Source organism: Mycobacteroides salmoniphilum, from assembly GCF_004924335.1.
Taxonomy (GTDB): Bacteria; Actinomycetota; Actinomycetes; order Mycobacteriales; family Mycobacteriaceae; genus Mycobacterium; species Mycobacterium salmoniphilum.
On sequence record NZ_CP024633.1, the window covers coordinates 3,104,577 to 3,123,664 of the forward strand.

17 protein-coding genes, 2 tRNA genes and 1 pseudogene are annotated in these 19,088 nt (G+C 64.0%); 8 read left to right on the top strand and 12 right to left on the bottom strand.

Annotated elements, in window-relative coordinates; genetic code table 11:
* Nucleotides 1-20 precede the first annotated feature (20 nt).
* A pseudogene (locus DSM43276_RS15455) lies at nt 21-2,144 on the top strand (RNA degradosome polyphosphate kinase); the annotation flags it as partial.
* Nucleotides 2,145-2,193: 49 nt separating this feature from the next.
* A complete protein-coding gene (mutT1, locus tag DSM43276_RS15460; RefSeq protein ID WP_078329749.1) occupies nt 2,194-3,114 on the top strand; it encodes an 8-oxo-(d)GTP phosphatase MutT1 in 921 nt (306 codons plus the stop codon).
* 159 nt (nt 3,115-3,273) lie between these two features.
* Here the strand turns inward: mutT1 and DSM43276_RS15465 are convergent, their stop codons facing one another.
* The 3 genes from DSM43276_RS15465 to leuC all read right to left on the bottom strand — a co-directional run bounded on the left by DSM43276_RS15465 (nt 3,274) and on the right by leuC (nt 6,141).
* Nucleotides 3,274-3,906, bottom strand: a complete 633-nt coding sequence (locus tag DSM43276_RS15465) for an HU family DNA-binding protein (RefSeq protein ID WP_078309025.1) — start codon at nt 3,904-3,906, stop codon at nt 3,274-3,276.
* A gap of 172 nt (nt 3,907-4,078) precedes the next feature.
* Nucleotides 4,079-4,678 carry a 3-isopropylmalate dehydratase small subunit gene (gene leuD / locus DSM43276_RS15470; protein WP_078329748.1) on the bottom strand — a complete coding sequence of 200 codons (600 nt, stop codon included), beginning with the start codon at nt 4,676-4,678 and terminating at the stop codon, nt 4,079-4,081.
* A gap of 20 nt (nt 4,679-4,698) precedes the next feature.
* Entirely contained in the window at nt 4,699-6,141 is a 1,443-nt protein-coding gene (leuC, locus tag DSM43276_RS15475) for a 3-isopropylmalate dehydratase large subunit (RefSeq protein ID WP_078324137.1), read from the bottom strand.
* A 52-nt stretch (nt 6,142-6,193) separates the two neighbouring features.
* Between leuC and DSM43276_RS15480 the strand changes: the two genes are divergently transcribed.
* Genes DSM43276_RS15480 through DSM43276_RS15490 form a run of 3 tightly spaced genes read left to right on the top strand, consistent with a single transcriptional unit; the run spans nt 6,194 to nt 7,713 of the window.
* Nucleotides 6,194-6,895, top strand: coding sequence for an IclR family transcriptional regulator (locus tag DSM43276_RS15480; protein WP_078329747.1), 702 nt, complete (start codon nt 6,194-6,196; stop codon nt 6,893-6,895).
* A 9-nt stretch (nt 6,896-6,904) separates the two neighbouring features.
* Nucleotides 6,905-7,402, top strand: coding sequence for a pyridoxamine 5'-phosphate oxidase family protein (locus DSM43276_RS15485; RefSeq protein WP_078329746.1), 498 nt, complete (start codon nt 6,905-6,907; stop codon nt 7,400-7,402).
* An 8-nt stretch (nt 7,403-7,410) separates the two neighbouring features.
* Nucleotides 7,411-7,713 (top strand): hypothetical protein, encoded by a 303-nt coding sequence (locus DSM43276_RS15490; protein WP_078329745.1) that lies wholly within the window; start codon nt 7,411-7,413, stop codon nt 7,711-7,713.
* Nucleotides 7,714-7,729: 16 nt separating this feature from the next.
* Here the strand turns inward: DSM43276_RS15490 and DSM43276_RS15495 are convergent.
* The 5 genes from DSM43276_RS15495 to DSM43276_RS15515 form a co-directional block, all read right to left on the bottom strand.
* Nucleotides 7,730-7,805, bottom strand: a tRNA-Glu gene (locus DSM43276_RS15495).
* Nucleotides 7,806-7,901: 96 nt separating this feature from the next.
* A tRNA-Gln gene (locus DSM43276_RS15500) sits at nt 7,902-7,973 on the bottom strand.
* Nucleotides 7,974-8,051: 78 nt separating this feature from the next.
* On the bottom strand, nt 8,052-9,554 hold the full coding sequence (gene gltX, locus DSM43276_RS15505; protein WP_078329744.1) for a glutamate--tRNA ligase: 1,503 nt from the start codon (nt 9,552-9,554) through the stop codon (nt 8,052-8,054).
* Between the two features lie 2 nt (nt 9,555-9,556).
* Nucleotides 9,557-10,333 carry a fumarylacetoacetate hydrolase family protein gene (locus DSM43276_RS15510; protein WP_078295909.1) on the bottom strand — a complete coding sequence of 259 codons (777 nt, stop codon included), beginning with the start codon at nt 10,331-10,333 and terminating at the stop codon, nt 9,557-9,559.
* A 10-nt stretch (nt 10,334-10,343) separates the two neighbouring features.
* Nucleotides 10,344-11,003 (bottom strand): TetR/AcrR family transcriptional regulator, encoded by a 660-nt coding sequence (locus tag DSM43276_RS15515; protein ID WP_078329743.1) that lies wholly within the window; start codon nt 11,001-11,003, stop codon nt 10,344-10,346.
* Between the two features lie 115 nt (nt 11,004-11,118).
* Between DSM43276_RS15515 and DSM43276_RS15520 the strand changes: the two genes are divergently transcribed.
* Nucleotides 11,119-12,336, top strand: coding sequence for an oxygenase MpaB family protein (locus DSM43276_RS15520; protein WP_412458665.1), 1,218 nt, complete (start codon nt 11,119-11,121; stop codon nt 12,334-12,336).
* 53 nt (nt 12,337-12,389) lie between these two features.
* Nucleotides 12,390-13,592: an MFS transporter gene (locus tag DSM43276_RS15525; protein WP_078329742.1), complete on the top strand. Its 1,203-nt coding sequence runs from the start codon at nt 12,390-12,392 to the stop codon at nt 13,590-13,592.
* A gap of 66 nt (nt 13,593-13,658) precedes the next feature.
* Here DSM43276_RS15525 and DSM43276_RS15530 read toward each other — a convergent pair whose 3' ends face one another.
* Both DSM43276_RS15530 and serA read right to left on the bottom strand, forming a co-directional pair.
* On the bottom strand, nt 13,659-14,672 hold the full coding sequence (locus DSM43276_RS15530) for a 3-isopropylmalate dehydrogenase (RefSeq protein WP_078329741.1): 1,014 nt from the start codon (nt 14,670-14,672) through the stop codon (nt 13,659-13,661).
* Nucleotides 14,669-16,240 (bottom strand): phosphoglycerate dehydrogenase, encoded by a 1,572-nt coding sequence (gene serA / locus DSM43276_RS15535; protein WP_234879384.1) that lies wholly within the window; start codon nt 16,238-16,240, stop codon nt 14,669-14,671. Before serA ends, DSM43276_RS15530 begins: the two co-directional genes overlap by 4 nt.
* A gap of 141 nt (nt 16,241-16,381) precedes the next feature.
* On the opposite strand from serA, the gene DSM43276_RS15540 reads away from it, so the two are divergent.
* On the top strand, nt 16,382-17,071 hold the full coding sequence (locus DSM43276_RS15540; protein ID WP_078329740.1) for a LysM peptidoglycan-binding domain-containing protein: 690 nt from the start codon (nt 16,382-16,384) through the stop codon (nt 17,069-17,071).
* On the opposite strand, the gene DSM43276_RS15545 is transcribed toward DSM43276_RS15540, so the two are convergent.
* Together DSM43276_RS15545 and DSM43276_RS15550 are read right to left on the bottom strand one after the other, a co-directional pair.
* Complete coding sequence (locus tag DSM43276_RS15545; protein WP_078329778.1) at nt 17,072-18,424, bottom strand: MFS transporter; 1,353 nt, start codon at nt 18,422-18,424, stop codon at nt 17,072-17,074.
* 15 nt (nt 18,425-18,439) lie between these two features.
* The gene (locus DSM43276_RS15550) at nt 18,440-19,036 is read right to left on the bottom strand and encodes a TetR/AcrR family transcriptional regulator (RefSeq protein WP_078329739.1); all 597 of its coding nucleotides are present in this window, start codon (nt 19,034-19,036) and stop codon (nt 18,440-18,442) included.
* Between the last annotated feature and the right edge of the window lie 52 nt (nt 19,037-19,088).

The following is a 19,088-nucleotide window of genomic DNA, read 5'->3' on the forward strand; positions in this document are numbered from 1 at the left end:
ATAACTCTATGATCACAAGGGTGACCACACCCAGCGTTCCCCCGGCCGCAACCACGATCGCGTCGGCTGAGGAGCTGCCCGAAGACCGGTACCTCAACCGGGAGCTCTCGTGGCTGGATTTCAACACGCGCGTGCTGGCTCTGGCCGCCGATGAATCCCTGCCCATCCTGGAGCGCGCCAAGTTCCTGGCGATCTTCGCGTCCAACCTGGACGAGTTCTACATGGTCCGCGTCGCCGGTCTGAAACGCCGCGACGAGACGGGATTGTCGGTGCGTTCGGCCGACGGCCTGTCGCCACGCGAGCAGTTGAAACTAATTGGTGAGCGCACACAGGAGATCTCGATCCAGCACGCCCGGGTGTTCAGCGACTCGGTACGGCCCGAGCTCGCCAAGAACGGCATCTTCGTCGTCACCTGGGCCGACCTATCGGAGAACGAGCGGAGTTATCTCTCCTCCTATTTCACCGACCAGGTCTTCCCGGTACTGACCCCGCTGGCCGTCGACCCGGCACATCCTTTCCCCTATATATCCGGCTTGAGCCTGAACTTGGCGATCACCATCCAGGTTCCCGAGACGGGCGGCCAGCACTTCGCCCGAATCAAGGTGCCTGACAACGTGGATCGATTCGTGCGGCTGCGGAGCCCCGACGGCGCCGAATCCGCTCAGGTGGCCCACACCTCACGCTTCCTGCCCATGGAAGAACTCATCGCCGCACACCTGTCGGCGCTGTTCCCGGGCCTGGAAGTCGTCGAGCATCATGCGTTCCGCATCACTCGGAACGCGGATTTCGAGGTCGAGGAAGACCGGGACGAGGATCTTCTGCAGGCACTCGAAAGGGAATTGGCCCGACGGCGCTTCGGTTCTCCGGTGCGGCTCGAGGTCGCCGACGATATGACCGAGCACATGCTCGAACTGCTGTTGCGCGAGCTGGACGTCCATCCCGGTGATGTGGTGCAGGTGCCAGGGCTGCTCGATCTGTCCTGCTTGTGGCAGGTCTATGGCGTGGATCGCCCCGCTCTCAAGGACCCGACGTTCGTACCGGCAACACATCCCGCGTTCGGGCAGGGCGAGACGCCGAAGAGCATCTTTTCCACCTTGCGGGATGGTGACGTGCTCGTGCACCACCCCTACGACTCGTTTTCCACCAGCGTGCAACGGTTTATCGAGCAGGCCGCCGCCGACCCGCAGGTGCTGGCCATCAAGCAGACTCTGTACCGCACCTCCGGCGACTCCCCCATCGTCAATTCGCTCATCGACGCCGCAGAGGCCGGCAAGCAGGTAGTGGCGCTGGTCGAGATCAAGGCGCGCTTCGATGAGCAGGCCAACATCAAGTGGGCCCGCGCATTAGAAGATGCGGGTGTGCACGTGGTCTACGGCCTGATCGGCCTGAAGACCCATTGCAAGACGGCGCTGGTGGTGCGCCGTGAGGGCTCCGCCATCCGCCGGTACTGCCATATCGGCACGGGAAACTACAACCCGAAGACCGCCCGGGTCTACGAGGATGTCGGCTTGCTGACCAGCGCGCCCGAGATCGGTGCGGATCTCACCGACCTGTTCAACTCCCTCACCGGATATTCGCGGAAGGTCTCTTATCGCAACCTGTTAGTAGCGCCGCACGGAATTCGCGCCGGGATCATCGACCGCATAGACCGTGAGATCTCGGCGCATCGGGCAGGACAAGACGCCCGCATCCGGCTGAAGATGAACGCGTTGGTCGATGAGCAGGTCATCGACGCGCTGTACCGAGCCTCCCAGGCCGGAGTCCCCGTCGAGGTGGTCGTTCGTGGGATCTGCGCGCTGCGGCCCGGAGTTCCCGAGTACTCCGGCACCGTCACGGTGCGATCCATTCTCGGCCGGTTCCTTGAACATTCGCGCATCATTCACTTCAACGCCATCGATGAATTCTGGATCGGCAGCGCGGACATGATGCATCGTAATCTGGACAGACGGGTCGAGGTCCTTGCACGCGTCACCGATCCGAAGCTCACCGCACAGCTCGACGACATGTTCACCTCCGCGTTGGACTCCCGGACGCGCTGCTGGGAACTACAGTCCGACGGCCAGTGGTTGGCTTCGCCCGCGGACGGCGAGGAGGTGCGCGACCATCAGGTCGAAATGATGAAACGGCACCGCTCGCATACGTGAGCTAGCCCAGGTTCTTCCGGCTGAACAACTCTCCCCCGAAGGAGCTTTCGTGCCCGATCCGACCACCCGGACCGGTGCGGCGGTCCTTGCCGCCGGAGCCGCGCTCTGGCGGTACCAGGACGACACCGCCGGCGCCATTGAAGTAGCACTGGTGCATCGGCCACGGTACGACGATTGGTCACTACCCAAGGGGAAACTGGACCCTGGCGAGACGGCGGCGATCGCCGCGGTCCGTGAAATCGCCGAAGAGACCGGATTCACCGCGCGGCTCGGCAGACGATTGCCATCGGTGAGTTATCCCGTGGCACAGGGAACCAAACGCGTCAGATACTGGGCGGCACAAGCTTTGGATGGCAAGTTCGAGGCCAACCATGAAGTCGATGAGATTCAATGGCTCCCGATAACGCGGGCGATCAAGACGGTCAGCTACGACATTGACCGGAAAGTACTGCGGAACTTCGCAAAGCATGAAATTGACACTCGAACATTGATCATTGTGCGCCACGGAAAAGCGGGGCGAAAGGAACGCTATTCCGGGGATGACACCCTCCGGCCACTGGACAAGAAAGGTCGCGCCCAGGCCGAGGCGCTCACCAGTCAATTACTCGCATTCGGCGCCAGCGCCATTCACGCTGCTGATCGATTGCGCTGTCGTCAGACTGTGGAACCGCTTGCCGAGGAACTGAACACGGTGATCTACAGCGAGCCCGCACTCAGTGAAGAGGCCTACTGGGCCGACCGAAAGCGCGCACATCGCAGAATTCTCGAAATCGCGGGATCCGACGGTGTCCAGGTGGTATGCACGCAGGGACGGGTCATCCCGGATCTCATCGATTGGTGGGCCGCTCGCGACGGTATCCGCCCCGATAAGTCACGTAACCGCAAGGGCAGCATGTGGGTGCTGTCGATGCACGGCCAGAAGCTGCTGGCCGCAGATCATCTGGACAGCCCGCTGCCCGCCGGGAGCTGACGCGCGCGCTACTCCCTGATGTGCAACAGCTGACTGCCGCACTGCTCCCTGAAATGCTTATGGGGACTCCCCCCTGATGTGCAACAGCTGACCGCCGCACTACCCCCTGAAATGCAACATCGGGTCCCACCCTGAGGTGGGACCCGATGTCAGCTGAAACTACTTGCGGCCCTTCTTGGCGGGAGCCTTCTTGGCCGGAGCCTTCTTGGCGGGAGCCTTGGTCGCGGCCTTCTTGGCGGGAGCCTTGGTCACGGCCTTCTTCACGGGAGCGGCCTTCTTGACCACTGCCTTCTTCACGGGAGCCTTCTTGGCGGGAGCGGCCTTCTTGACCACTGCCTTCTTGACCGGCGCCTTCTTGGCGGGAGCGGCAACCTTCTTGACCACTGCCTTCTTGACCGGAGCGGCCTTCTTGGCAGGAGCCTTCTTGGCCGGGGCGGCCTTCTTGGCGGCGGCACGCTTGGCCGGGGCGGCGGTGGAGCCACGCTTCACAGCGGGACCGTCAGCCGGAAGCTTCTGCGAGCCAGAGACAACCGCCTTGAACTGTGCACCGGGACGGAACGTCGGGACCGACGTCGGCTTCACCTTGACAGTCTCACCGGTGCGCGGGTTACGGGCGACGCGCGCGGCACGGCGACGCTGCTCGAAAACACCAAATCCGGTGATGGTCACGCTCTCACCCTTGTGCACGGTGCGAACGATGGTGTCGACGACGTGCTCCACCGCGGCGGTGGCTTGCCGGCGATCCGAGCCCAATTTCTGTGTCAGAACGTCGATGAGCTCTGCTTTGTTCATGTAAAACCCTCCGAAGCCAGTGGTCCACTTTGAACCGACTTCGAACACGGTAAACCCAACTGCACCTGATTTCCAAGTGCCACGCGTAATTTCGGCAAAATTCTCTGAGCTTTTTGTCGGGCCATATGCCGACCAAAAGCAATGCCCTTGCCCCCCAAGGGCGCCCAATCAGCTACTCAGAAGGCTCCAAAGTACGGGGTTTGAACTTCGGCCGTGTCTCCTCAAAAGCCGCAATTTCATCGACTTTTCGCAGCGTAAGGCCTATATCGTCCAATCCTTCGAGCAGCCGCCACCGGGTGTAGTCGTCAATCTCAAACGGCACCACCACCGTTCCGGCGGTCACTGTCCGATCCTCAAGATTCACAGTGAGTTCCAAACCTGGATTCTGCTCGATCAATTTCCACAGCAGCTCGATGTTGGACTGATCAACCAGTCCCGCAACCAGACCGGCCTTACCGGCGTTGCCCCGGAAGATGTCTCCGAAACGGGACGACAGTACTACTCGAAATCCGTAGTCCATCAACGCCCACACCGCGTGCTCGCGGGATGATCCGGTGCCGAAATCGGGCCCGGTGACAAGCACACTGCCCCGATTGAACGGTTCCAGATTGAGGATGAACGAGGGATCATTACGCCAGGCGGCGAAGAGCCCGTCCTCGAAACCCGTTCGGGTGACACGCTTGAGGTACACCGCCGGGATGATCTGATCGGTATCGACGTTGGAACGACGCAGCGGCACACCAATTCCGGTGTGAGTGTCGAATGCCTCCACTATTTCCTCTCCCTGCTGCTCTAGAGCGCGGATTTTGCCAAATCAGCTGGCGATGAGAGCTTTCCCCGCACCGCGGTGGCCGCGGCGACGGCCGGTGACACCAAGTGAGTACGGCCGCCCTTGCCCTGGCGTCCCTCGAAGTTTCGGTTCGACGTCGAGGCGCACCGCTGCCCCGGAGACAGCTGATCGGGATTCATGCCCAGACACATCGAGCAGCCCGCCTGACGCCATTGAGCGCCCGCGGCGGTGAATATCTCGCCCAGCCCCTCGGATTCGGCCTGCGCACGCACCCGCATCGAGCCGGGAACGATGAGCATGGTGACCCCCTGCGCCACCTTGCGCTCTCGCAGCACTTCGGCAACCGCCCGCAGATCCTCGATCCGCCCGTTGGTGCAGGACCCGACGAACACGGTGTCCACCGGGATCTCACGCATCGGGGTACCCGGCGTGAGATCCATATAGGTCAGCGCCTTCTCGGCCGCCAGCCGCTCTTCCTCGTCGGCCATCAGCTCCGGATCGGGAACGTGGGCGCTCAAGGGCACCCCCTGGCCCGGATTGGTGCCCCAGGTGACAAAAGGCGCCAAAGTACTGGCATCGATGTGCACTTCGGCGTCGAACTGAGCGCCGTCGTCGGTGCGCAGCGAGTCCCATTCGGCCACAGCGGCATCCCACAGCTCACCGGTGGGAGCGTGCGACCGGCCCTTCAGGTAGGCATATGTCGTCTCGTCGGGAGCGACCATTCCCGCCCGCGCGCCCGCCTCAATAGACATATTGCACATAGTCATTCGGGCCTCCATCGACATCTCCTCGACGGCCTGCCCCCGGTACTCGAGGACGTACCCCTGACCGCCACCGGTGCCAATCTTGGCGATCACCGCCAAAATGACATCCTTGCTGGTAACGCCGGTCGGGAGGGGGCCATCGATGTTGATGGACATGGTCCGAAAGGGCCTCAGCGGCAAGGTCTGCGTGGCCATCACGTGCTCGACCTCGGAAGTCCCGATGCCCATGGCCAGCGCTCCGAATGCTCCGTGCGTGGAAGTGTGACTGTCACCGCACACGACCGTGGTGCCCGGCTGGGTCAAACCCAGCTGCGGACCGACCACGTGCACGATGCCCTGTTCGACGTCGCCCATCGGGTGTAGGCGGATGCCGAATTCTTCGCAGTTGCGTCGCAGCGTCTCTACCTGAGTACGTGACACCGGATCGGCGATCGGCTTGTCGATATCAATCGTCGGGACATTGTGGTCCTCGGTCGCGATCGTCAGATCCGGCCGACGCACCGGGCGCCCTGCGAGCCGCAGACCATCGAAGGCCTGAGGGCTGGTCACCTCATGGACCAAATGGAGGTCGATATAGATGAGGTCGGGCTCACGCGCCTCACCCTCACCGGTTCCGCGTACCACTACGTGGGAGTCCCAGACCTTCTCTGCCAGGGTCCGGGGCTGTTGGACACTAGTCATCATTGGCTCCGTGCTCATTGCGTCTCATTATCTGGAACGCTAGTATCGTTCCGTGAGACAGCATAGCGGTATCGGCGTTCTCGACAAAGCGGTGCAGGTCCTGACCGCCATCGGCGACTCCCCCTGCGGACTCGCCGAATTGTGCGAGCGCACGGGACTCCCCCGTGCCACCGCACATCGGTTGGCAGCGGGGCTGGAGGTGCACCGATTCCTGTCCCGTGACGGCGCCGGGCAGTGGCAGCTCGGTGCCGGGCTGACCGAACTCGCCACGCACGTCAACGATCCGCTGCTGAGCGCCAGCGCCCAGGTGCTGCCAAAACTGCGTGAGATCACCGGAGAGAGCGTGCAGCTCTACCGCCGAGAAGGCACGGTACGCATATGCGTGGCGGCGCTCGAACCACCAGCGGGGCTTCGCGATACCGTGCCGGTCGGTTCACGCCTGCCCATGTCTGCCGGATCCGGCGCCAAAGTTCTGCTTGCCCACAGCGATACGGCCATTCAGGCGGCGGTACTGCCCGGCGCGACGTTCACCGACCGCGCCCTGGCCGACGTGCGCAAGCGGGGCTGGGCGCAGAGCGCGGCCGAACGCGAGGCCGGGGTCGCCAGCGTATCGGCGCCCGTTCGCGATAGGCACGGCAATGTCGTTGCGGCGATATCGGTTTCCGGCCCGATCGATCGGATGGGCCGACGGCCGGGAGCACGCTGGGCCGCCGATCTCGTTGCCGCCTCCGAGGCCATAACTGCCCGGCTTTAAGCTCCGATTATGGGAAGCAATCAGCGCTCGCAAATCGTCATGTCCGACGAAGAGATCACCGAGTTCATAAACAACTCACGCACCACGACCATGGCGACCGTCGGCGCCGATGGCCAGCCGCATCTGGTGGCCATGTGGTACGCCGTGATCGATGGCGAGCTGTGGTTCGAGACCAAGGCCAAGTCACAGAAGGTGGTGAACCTCAAACGCGATCCGAGAATCACCTGCCTGATCGAAGACGGACTCACCTACGACACACTGCGCGGGGTATCGATCGAGGGCCAGGCCGAGATCATCGAGGACGCCGACAAACTCTTCGAGGTGGGTATCAGCGTCTTCGAGCGCTACACAGCGCCGTACACCGAGGAGATGAAACCCATCGTCGAGGCGATGCTCAACAAGCGCATCGCCGTCCGGGTGCGAACTGCCCGTATCCGGTCCTGGGACCACCGCAAGCTCGGCCTGCCTGCCATGCCCCTTGGCGGGTCGACGGCACCACAGCAGTAGGTACGGCGGTGGGCCAGCTCGTACGCGATGCGTTCGACTCCTTTCGCGAGGGTCTGCGGCATAAGAAGATCAAGCGGCCATTGAGCGACGCGCTGGTCCACCACCTCGACACCGGCGAAACGGCCGGAGAGCACAGCGATCGGATCCGTGAGCTGTGCGCAGAAACCCTCGATATCGAGGTGAACGTCAAGAGGGCCGGCACGCATCAAGCGCGCAAATTCGTGATCTGGACCTTGCGGGGGCGCCATCCCGAACTGACCGAGGAAGCGTTGCGCATGTTGGGCGACTACCGCGCCGAAGGCTGGCTATAGATTTCACATTGAGAGCTGGTACCCCCGATGGGATTCGAACCCACGCTACCGCCGTGAGAGGGCGGCGTCCTAGGCCGCTAGACGACGGGGGCTAGAACATTCCGTGCAACGCGCGAGGCGCGCAGACTTGACAGTCTAGCTCACCGGCGTGCATCACACCAAATCACTTGTTGTGCAAATGATTTGCGCTGGGGTACCAGGACTCGAACCTAGAATGGCGGTACCAGAAACCGCTGTGTTGCCAATTACACCATACCCCATTGGCCTCGCAGAACCGCAGGTCAGCGCGCTGACTGCGGACTTTGGAGCCGACGAGCAGACTACCAAACCAACCGCGATTAACCCGAATCGGTTTGGCTCTCCACCTCATTTTCCCAGGTCCGCGCGTTTCGCAGCCGCTGCAGGGTGCGATCGGAGCCCAGTAGTTCCATCGATTCGAACAGTGGCGGGCTCACGGTCGCGCCGGTGACCGCCACGCGCAGCGGCCCGAATGCCTTCCGGGGTTTGAGTTCGAGGCCCTCGATAAGCGCGCTTTTGAGCGCCTCCTCGATGGCCGGGGTGGTCCAGGCGTCGAGGGACTCCAGCGCACCGATCGCGGCGTTCAGCACCGGCAGCGAGGTCTCCCCCAATTCCTTGCGGGCCGACCCCGGGTCGATCGCGTACACATCGTCGTTGAGGAACTTCAGCAGGCCCCAGGCATCCCCCAGCACCACGACCCGCGTCTGCACCAGGTCTGCGGCCACCGCGAAGGCGCTGTCGTCGACACCGAGCTCGTACCCGTGCGCGCCGAAGAAGGCTCGCAGCCGTGCCACGAACTCCTCAGGAGCCAATAGCCGGATGTGCTCGGCATTGATGGCGTCGGCCTTCTTCTGGTCGAACCGCGCCGGATTCGAGTTGACGTCGGCGACATCGAAGGCGGCCACCATCTCCTGCAGGCTGAAGATGTCGTGATCGTCGGCGATCGACCATCCCAGCAGTGCAAGGTAATTCAGCAGCCCCTCGGGAATGAACCCCCGGTCGCGATGCAGGAACAGATTGGACTGCGGATCGCGCTTGGACAGCTTCTTGGTGCCCTCGCCGAGCACCGACGGCAGATGGGCGAACACAGGTATCGAATCGGCCACCCCGACCCGGATCATCGCCTCGTACAAGGCGATCTGACGCGGCGTCGACGGCAGCAGATCCTCGCCGCGCAACACGTGGGTGATCTTCATCAAGGCGTCGTCGACGGGGTTCACCAAGGTGTACAACGGATCTCCGTTGCCGCGGGTCAGTGCGAAGTCGGGCACGACACCCGCCGCGAAGGTGGTTTCCCCGCGCACCAGGTCGTTCCAGGTGATGTCGTGATCGGGCATCCGCAGGCGGACAACGGGGCTCCGCCCCTCTGCCCGAAATGCCGCACGCTGCTCATCGGTGAGTTCACGGTCGTAGTTGTCGTACCCCAGTTTGGGGTTGCGTCCCGCGGCCAGGTGACGGGCCTCGACCTCTTCGGGCGTGGAGAACGCCTCGTAGGCATCCCCGGACTCGAGCAGCTTGCGCACCACATCGAGGTGCAGCTCCTTGCGCTCCGACTGTCGGTAGGGCACATACGGCCCGCCCACCTCGGGCCCCTCATCCCAATCCAGGCCAAGCCACCGCAGCGCGTCCAGCAGCGCCAGATAGCTCTCCTCGCTGTCGCGGCCGGCATCGGTGTCCTCGATGCGGAACACAAAGTCGCCTCCGCAGTGTCGCGCGTACGCCCAGTTGAACAACGCGGTCCGAATCAAGCCGACATGCGGGGTGCCCGTCGGTGACGGGCAGAATCGAACCCGGACCCTGTCAGATCCAGTGCTGTCACTCATTGTTACTTCGCCTTCCGCACAACAGGATTGGACAACGTGCCGATTCCTTCGATGGTGACACTGACGGTATCGCCGTCGACGATGGGTCCGACGCCCTCGGGCGTTCCGGTAAGAATCACGTCACCCGGCAGCAGGGTCATGACGGCGGACACCCACTCCACGATCGCTCCGACATCGTGCAGCAGTAGAGAGGTGCGGCTGCTCTGCCTGACTTCGCCGTTGACCTCGGTACGGATGGCCAGGTCCGACGGATCCAGATCGGTGACGATCCACGGCCCCAGCGGGCAGAACGTGTCGTGCCCCTTGGCGCGGGTCCACTGGCCGTCGGCACGCTGGTGATCGCGCGCCGACACGTCGTTGCCGATCGTGTATCCCAGGATGACCTCGGCCGCCCGGGAGGCGGGGACGTCCTTGCACGGCCGGCCGATGACAATGGCCAACTCGCCCTCATGGTGTACCTCGGATGCGCTGGGCGGCAGCTGGATCGGTAGACCCGGTCCGATGATGGAGGTGTTGGGCTTGATGAAGATCACCGGGGATTCCGGCGGGGCACTGCCCATTTCGGCAGCGTGGGCGGCGTAGTTCTTGCCCATCGCCACTACCTTGCTGGCCAGGATCGGCGCCAGCAGCCTGACGTCGGCGAGCGGCCACTGTCGCCCCGTGAAGGTGGGCGTACCAAAGGGATGCTCGGCGATCTCACGGGCGGTCTCGGAGCCGTCTTCTCCCTCGATACTGACGAAGGCGACACCGTCTGGGCTGGCAATACGTCCTAGGCGCATTCATATGAGCCTAGTTGCCGGGCTTTGCGGCTTCCTCGGCGTCCTCATGTTGGTCCTCCCGGATGTTGGCGCGAGTGACCAACGCCACCAGGAAATCCTCCAACCGGCTGTGGGTGATGTCGAGCTCGCCGCGAAACCAGGTGGTGACCAAGTCCAGCCCGCCGGACACCAACGTGAACGTGGCCAGGTCCAGATCAGGGTCCAGCGCATCATCGGCAGGCAGCAGCACGCGCCCCTGATCGGCCATCACCTGCGCCAGCGTCTTGACCAGATCGCGTCGGCGCGCGGCCAGCCCCTCGGTGGCCTGCGATTCGACCAGGAGCCTGCCCCGGCGTGGATCGGCAGTGAGGAACCGCAGGCCGCTGCCGACGGCGGCACGCGTGCGTACCACCGGATCGTTGGACGTCGAACTCTTCGCGATGGCCTCGATAATGACGGCCGAGCCCGCGAGCATCTGTTCGTCCAGCATCGCGAGGACCAACTCGTCGGTGCTGCGGAAGCTTTCGTAGAAGTACCGATCGTTGAGCCGGGCCTCGGCGCATACCCCGCGCACCGTCAACCCCTTCACACCGTTACTAGCGACCAGGTCCAGTGCGGCGTCCAGGAGCACCGCGCGTCGGCGTGCGCGTCGTTCACCGGTTGTCGCACCGCCATAGGTCCGGGATGGCATCTGCCGATTGTCGCACTGTGGTCCTTGACCTCACGGCATTTTCTGGTGATGATTCTCACCAGATGGTGAGACGTGTCACCAGATGGTTGCTTTCAACGACGAAAGGATGCCCTCGATGGGTACGAACTGGCAGAAGCTCCCCAACCCGCCGCAGCTTCGCGAGTTCCCGTTCAACGTGTTCACCCGCTTCCTGGCCGGACGGGACATCCGCGCGACCGCCGAGCAGCGGGACACCTTCCGCCAGTACGCGCACGTCGGCGATCCGCTCGCCGATGCGGTGGTCGCGATGTTCGCGCGTTTCCCAGCAGGTCAGGGGCGCCGGATGTTCGAGATGGCCCTGGAGTCTGGCATCGAATCGGTCGACAATCCCCCCGAGGAACTCGTTGCGTTCTTCACACAGGTCGATGCCCGGCCGTACTGGCTCGACGACGCGAAGCTTGAGCTGGCTGCGCGGGTCAGCATGCGCACCGGAGTCGTCGGCCTGGGCTTGGCACTGCCCGGCCTTGCCCTTACCGGGGGCTATCTCTCGTCCCGTGCAGATAAGCCCCTGGTCGGTACCGGCAACCTGAATCTGCAAGCCGCGGCTCCGCGTCGACTGCACGAGACGGCGCAATGGCTCATCGACGTCACCTCGCCCGGTGGACTCGAGCGATTCGCCACCGGCTTCAAGGGCATCTCTCGCGTCCGTCTGATGCATGCGCTGGTTCGCGGCGCCATGAACCGGCGCGATGACTGGGACTACCAGAACTGGGACACCCCGATCAACCAGATCCAGTTGGCGGGGACGTTGATGCTCTTCTCGCTGGCCAATCTGGCAGGGTGCCAAGCGATGGGCATGAGTTTCTCGGATAGTGAGCGCGAGGCCGTCTTCCATTTCTGGCGATACGTGGGGCAGCTCATGGGAATTCAGCCCGAACTCGTACCCACCAGCGAGGATGACACCTGGCGGTTGTTCTGGCTGGAGGCCGATACCGAGTTCCTACCCGACGCGGATTCGTACTCGCTGACGCAGGCGCTGCACGGGTCCGCACAGGACGAGCCGGCGTTCATGCGGCTTTCCCGCGCATACCTTTCCTCCTACAGCCGCCTCATCCTCGGGAAGACGCATGCCGATCATCTGGGGCTCATCGACAGCAAGTCCATGCAGGCCGCAGTCCTCGGCACGTCGGTGGTCAACTGGTTCTTCGAGCGCCGCAATGTCTTGCCCGGAATGACCCGCATCAGTGAGGAATTCGGTCACTTTGCACGTCGTCAGATCGTCTCGCGCGGCATGGCGCAGACCGGTGGCGATCGCACGTACCGGCAGCACGACAAGCTCGCGACGGCCAGTTAGACGATCTCATATAATGAGACGATAGTTCAACAATATGAGATGGATGTGGAACCATGACTGTCATGGTTCGTGTCGATGAGATTGGGACAACACGCCGTTGGGCCATGCTGGCCATTGCCTTGGGGTCCACGGCGGGTGCGAATGTCTTCATCAACGGTGTGGCATTCCTCATACCGGCCCTGCACACCGAGCGCGGTCTCGACCTCGCCAACGCGGGGCTGCTGTCGGCGATGCCCAGTTTCGGGATGGTGCTGACGCTCATCGCGTGGGGCGCGCTCATCGACAGGTTCGGCGAACGGATCGCGTTGGTGAGCGGTTTGGCACTGACGGCGTTGGCCGCATTCGCCGCGGCCGAGGCACCGTCGCTGGCGATCACAGGAGTCTTCCTCCTCCTCGGTGGAGCTGCTGCCGCGGCATGTAACTCGGCCAGCGGGCGCGTGGTGGTGGGGTGGTTCCCGCCGAACCAGCGGGGCACGGTGATGGGCATCCGTCAGATGGCCCAACCGCTGGGGGTTGCCCTGGGCGCCCTGGTCATTCCCCGTATTGCCGAAGGCCACGGCGTGGCAACGGCATTGGTCTTCCCGGCGGTCGTATGCGCGGTGTCCTCGGCGGTGTGCCTGGTGGGCATCATCGACCCACCCCGCCCTCCGCGCGCAGAGGCTCCCGAGGAACACCTGGCGAATCCCTATCGCGGGTCCCGGGTGCTGTGGTTCATCCACGGCGTATCGGTACTACTGGTGGTCCCCCAGGTGGTGGTGTGGACATTCACCCTGGTGTGGCTGGTGACCGATAGGGGCTGGAGCATCGGCGCCGCAAGCATCATGGTCACCGTCGCACAGGTCGTCGGCGCGCTCGGCAGGGTCGTGGCCGGAATGTGGTCCGATCGTTGGGGTTCGCGCATGCGACCGATCCGTCTCATCGCCCTTGCCGCGTCGGCGACCATGGCGTTACTGGCCGTCACCAATCAGCTGGATTGGTCGATCAGCGTCGTCGTCATGCTGGTGGCTTCGGTGATCACCGTGTCGGATAACGGCCTGGCCTACACGTCGATCGCGGAGATCGCCGGACCGTTCTGGAGTGGCCGCGCCCTGGGTGCGCAGAACACCGGTCAGCTGCTGGCCGCCGCGGTGTCACCGCCGGTGTTCGGGGCGATCGCCACGGCGGCGGGATTCTCTGCGGCCTTCGCCGTGTGTGCGCTGTTCCCCTTGGCGGCAGTCGGTTTGGTGCCGGTGAAGCTGGAGAAACCCGCCCAATAACGCCGAATGCGAGCCTGACGCGATTTTCCGGCTGGATTTCCGCGTGAGGCTCGCACTCGATCAGGACTACAGGAAGCTGGCGATCCGATCGCCTGTGGCCGAGGTGGACAGCTTCTCTTGCCCGCGGGTGGCCAGATGCTGCTCGACGGCCTTCTCTACGCGCGCCGCGGCCTCGATCTCGCCGAGGTGATCCAGCAGCAGCGAGACCGATACGACCGCGGCCGTAGGATCGGCGATCCCCTGGCCCGCGATATCGGGCGCGCTGCCGTGCACGGGCTCGAACATCGACGGGTTCTTACCCGATCCATCGATGTTTCCGCTTGCGGCCAAACCGATTCCACCGGTGACCGCGGCCGTCAGGTCGGTGATGATGTCACCGAAGAGGTTGTCGGTGACGATGACGTCGAACCGACCCGGGTCGGTCACCATGTGGATGGTGGCGGCGTCGATGTGCTGGTAGGACACCTGCACATCCGGATGCTCGGCGGCTACCTCGTTGACCGTCCGCGTCCACAGCGAGCCGGCGTATTTGAGCACGTTGTTCTTGTGCACCAGCGTCAGGTTCTTGCTGCGGGCCTCGGCACGCTGGAACGCGTTGCGCACCACGCGCTCCACCCCGAAACGGGTGTTGAGGCTGACCTCGGTGGCCACCTCGTGCGGGGTCTCGACCCGAATGGCACCGCCGTTGCCGGTGTACGGCCCTTCAGTTCCCTCGCGCACCACAACGAGGTCGATGGCCGGGTTGCCCGCCAACGGTCCCGTCACACCCGGGTACAGCTTGGCCGGGCGCAGGTTGATGTGGTGATCGAGTGCGAATCTGGTGTGCAGCAGCAGACCACGCTCCAGCACCCCACTCTGCACTGAGGGATCGCCAATGGCGCCCAGCAGAATGGCGTCATGGCCACGAAGCTCCTCGAGCACCGAATCCGGCATCAGCTCACCGGTGGCCAGGTATCTGCGGGCACCCAGGTCGTACTCGGTCTTGTCGACACCGGGCAGCACCGCATCGAGAATCTTGACGGCCTCGCCAATGACCTCGGGTCCGATGCCGTCGCCAGCGATGATCGCGAGTTTGGTCATGAAAGGTCAACCAGCTCAAGGGTTGTCGCACCGACGGCGGTGCGGATCTCGTCGAGCACGGCGTCCGGGGCGCTGCGGTCGATACGCAGGATGATGGTGGCCGCTTCTCCGGAGGCATCCTGGCTCAGCTGCGCAGCCTGGATGTTGACATCAGCGGCGCCCAGCACGGTGCCGATCTTGCCGAGGGCGCCGGGTACGTCGGCGTAGTTGATGACGAGGTTCTCGCCCGCGGCACGCAGATCGAAGTTGCGGCCGTTGATCTGGACGATCTTCTGCACCTGCTGCGGGCCGGACAGGGTGCCGGCGACGTTGATCACAGAGCCGTCCGCGTACACGGCGCGCACGTCCACCACGCTGCGGTGGTTGGGACTCTCGGTGGCCGTGGTGATTTCGGCGCTCACGCCGCGCTCCTCAGCGATCGACGGAGCATTCACGAAGGTCACCTGGTCCTCGATCACCGAGGAGAAGAGTCCGCGCAGCGCCGAAAGCTTGAGCACCGCAACATCTTCGGAGGCCAGCTCACCGCGCACGTCCACCGACAGCGAGGTGGGCAGCTGCTCGGAGACAGCCCCGATGAGTACACCGAGCTTGCGCACGACCTCCAGCCACGGCGCGACCTCTTCGCTGACCACTCCCCCGCCGACGTTGACGGCGTCCGGCACGAACTCGCCGGCCAGGGCCAGCTTCACGCTCGCGGCGACATCGGTGCCCGCGCGGTCCTGTGCCTCGCTGGTCGAGGCACCCAGGTGCGGGGTCACCACTACCTGCTCGAGCTCGAAAAGCGGGCTGTCGGTGCACGGCTCGGTGGCGAATACGTCAAGCCCGGCGCCACGGACATGGCCGCTACGGATCGCGTCGGCCAGCGCCGCCTCGTCGATGAGCCCACCGCGCGCGGCGTTGACGATGATGACGCCCGGCTTGGTCTTGGCCAGTGCGTCCTTACCGATGAGCCCGGCGGTTTCCGGGGTCTTGGGCAGGTGCACCGAGATGAAATCTGCACGACCCAAAAGTTCGTCGAGGGTCAGCAGCTCGATGCCGAGCTGGGCGGCACGGGCCGCGGAGACATAGGGGTCGTAGGCGACGATGTGCGTGCCGAACGCGGCAAGCCGCTGCGCGACGAGCTGGCCGATGCGGCCAAGCCCCACGACACCGACCGTCTTGCCGAACACCTCGACGCCATTGAACGACGAGCGCTTCCAGGTGTGCGCCTTGAGTGAGGCGTCCGCGGGCGGGATCTGCCGCGCGGTGGCCAGCAGCAGGGTGACGGCATGCTCGGCGGCACTGTGGATGTTCGAGGTGGGTGCGTTGACCACCAGGACCCCGCGGGCGGTGGCGGCCTTGACGTCGACATTGTCGAGTCCGACGCCGGCGCGCGCGACGATCTTGAGCTTGGTTCCCGCGGCCAGCACCTCGGCATCCACCGTGGTGGCCGAGCGCACCAACAGCGCATCGGCGTCGGGTACCGCGGCCAGCAGCGCGGGACGGTCGGGGCCGTCGACCCAGCGCACCTCCACACCATCACCAAGTGCTTCGACGGTCGACTGGGCAAGTTTGTCGGCAATCAGCACGACTGGACGTTCGCTCACGTCGTCATAGCCTAGTGTGCCGCCCGAAGCGGCGGACATCACAGTCGCCGACAGCCGGGGTCCTGCCCCGCCACATCGAGTAGCGCACTACTCGCGACCCAGGACGCTCGTCCGGATGACGCTATGCGCATGACTGAAACACATGTACTACCGATCAGTGGCCAATACACGGTCCGCAGCGGTGACACGCTGTGGAAACTGTCTGAAATGTTCTATGGCGATGGACGTCGCTACCGGGTGATCGCGGTGATCAACGGCTTGTCCGATCCGGATCTCATCGAGGTCGGGCAGGAACTTCAAATCCCCTATGTCACGTACCGCCACCAGGTCAAAGCAGGTGACACCAAGGGGAAGATCGCAGAACACTTCTATGGCAGCTTCTCGATGAGCGGGGTGTTCGAGAGCCCCAGTGGCGTGTCGCAGCGCGACCTCATCGTCGGCGAATGGCTGCTGATGCCCGATCTCGCCAACGTGGGACATCACACCGTGGTGTCGGGTGAGACGCTGCAGGTGCTCGCGGACCGGTGGTACGGCGACTGGACACTATGGGTAGTGATCGCGATCGCGAACCAGCTGAGCGGAGATGACCCGGAACCCGGCACGGTGCTGATCCAGCCCCGGCTCAACCGACGCCACACAGTTGTCGCCGGCGACACGCTCTGGACGCTGGCGGGCCAGAACTACGGCGACTACGGCGACGAGCGGACGCTGGTGGCGGTGGAGATGGTCGCCGCGGCCAACCTGATCGAGGACCCCGACCGCATCGCAGTGGGACAGGTCATCTACTTCCCGTCGATCGACCTGGGTGGCTGATCACACGCTCGAGAGGTCGACCCCGCGAGTCTCACGGACGGCCAGCAGCGCCAGAAAACTCAGCACCCCGGCGACGGATAGGTACACGCCCACCCAGCCGACGCCGAAGTCGTGCACCAGCCACGTGGCTATGAACGGCGCGACGGCCGCGCCGATGATGGAGGCGAAGTTGTAGGCGATCCCCGACCCCGTGTAGCGCACATTCGTCGGAAACAGCTCGGGCAGCAGGGCGCTCATCGGCCCAAAGGACAAGCCCATCAACGTCATACCCAGGCTCAGGAACACCAGCATCGTGGTCTTGTCCACGGTCGCCGGGTCCAGGAACCAGCCGAACGAGAGTCCGAACGCGATGATTCCGGCAGTGAACGTCAGCAGCACCGGCCTGCGCCCATACTTGTCCGCCAGCCGACCGGATATCGGCACACACGCGGCCAGGAACAGCACCGAAATCAGCTGCATCTGCAGGAAGTCGACATAACTGATCGCCAGTTTGACCCCGGATTTGTCGACCACCTTCCCGGTTCCGTACGACGCCGCCCAGGTCGTGGCGACGTAGAAGATCGTGTACGTGGCCAGCATGACGAAGGTGCCGATCACCAGCTGCCGCCATGAGGTCCTGACCACCTCGGCCAGCGGCGCACGCACCTTCTTGCCCTCGGCAACCGCCTGGGTGAACACGGGTGTCTCGGTGAGCTTGAGCCGCACGTACAGCCCGACGACCACGATGACCGCGCTGGCCAGGAACGGAACCCGCCAACCCCAGGACAAGAACGCATGATTGGCCGCAACACTCTTGGCGTCGAAGCCCATGACGAGCATCAACAACAGGAAGGTGCCGTTGGCGAAGAAAAAGCCGATCGGTGCGCCGAGCTGTGGCCACATCGCCGCCCAGCCCCGCTTGCCCGCCTCGGCGGTTTCGGTCGCCAGCAGCGCCGCACCCGACCATTCCCCACCCAATCCCAGCCCCTGACAAAAGCGCAGCATCGCCAGCATGGCCGGAGCCCAGTAGCCCACGGCCTCGAAGGTGGGCAGCAGCCCGATCGCGAAGGTCGCCACTCCCATCGTCATCAGCGATCCGACAAGCGTGGCCTTGCGTCCGATCCGATCGCCGAAGTGTCCGAACAGCATGGACCCGACCGGACGGGCAACGAAGGCCAATCCGAACGTCGCGAATGAGGACAGCAGCGCGGCCGTGTCATTTCCCTTGGGAAAGAACAACGTTGGGAACACCAGCACCGCCGCGGTGGCATAGATATAGAAGTCGAAGAATTCGATGCTCGTGCCCACCATGGAGGCAACGACGATCCGGCTGCGCGGGACCACGCGCGCGGCGGGCACGGTATCCGGTGTCAAGGCCACCGGCGGAGACTAACGCAGCGACTCGATCCTCGTGGCCAGCATGGCCGTCCACTCCGCGATGTAGTCCTCGTCGGCGATATCAAGACCGGGCCTTCGGAACACCGTGTTGGTCGCACGCTTGCCCAGAAGCGCATTGACGCCAAGCACCCCAATCGATTCCGCGTCCTGCTTATCGATACCGGGCGCCCAGCCATGGACCCAATCGGTCAGTTCTCCGTACAGGCTGTCGAACAGCGCCGCGTAGGCGTCATCGAGCCGCGCGGGGCGGCCAGACGGCACGCTGGAGACGATCTGCAACAGCTGCGATTCCTCGTCGAGTATCGCCAAGATGTAGCGCCCCATCATGGTCAGTTCATTACGCAGATCTCCGAGGCCGCCGAAGAGCGCGCGGATGTCGCGCATTGCGCTGCGACGGTCGAGCTGGCGGTCGATACCGGCCTCAAGCAGCGCCTCCTTCGATTTGAAGTGGTGATACAGCCCGCCCGAGCCTGGCGTGAGACCGGCGGCCTTCTCGATCTGCGCCACGCTGGTGGCCTTGTACCCCTGCTCACCGAATAACCGCATGGCCTCGGTGACCAGGCGCTCCTTGGTAGAAATCTCACCCATTGACGCCTCCAAAGTAATCACTTAGTGTGACTCAGTGAGTACTTTAACAGCT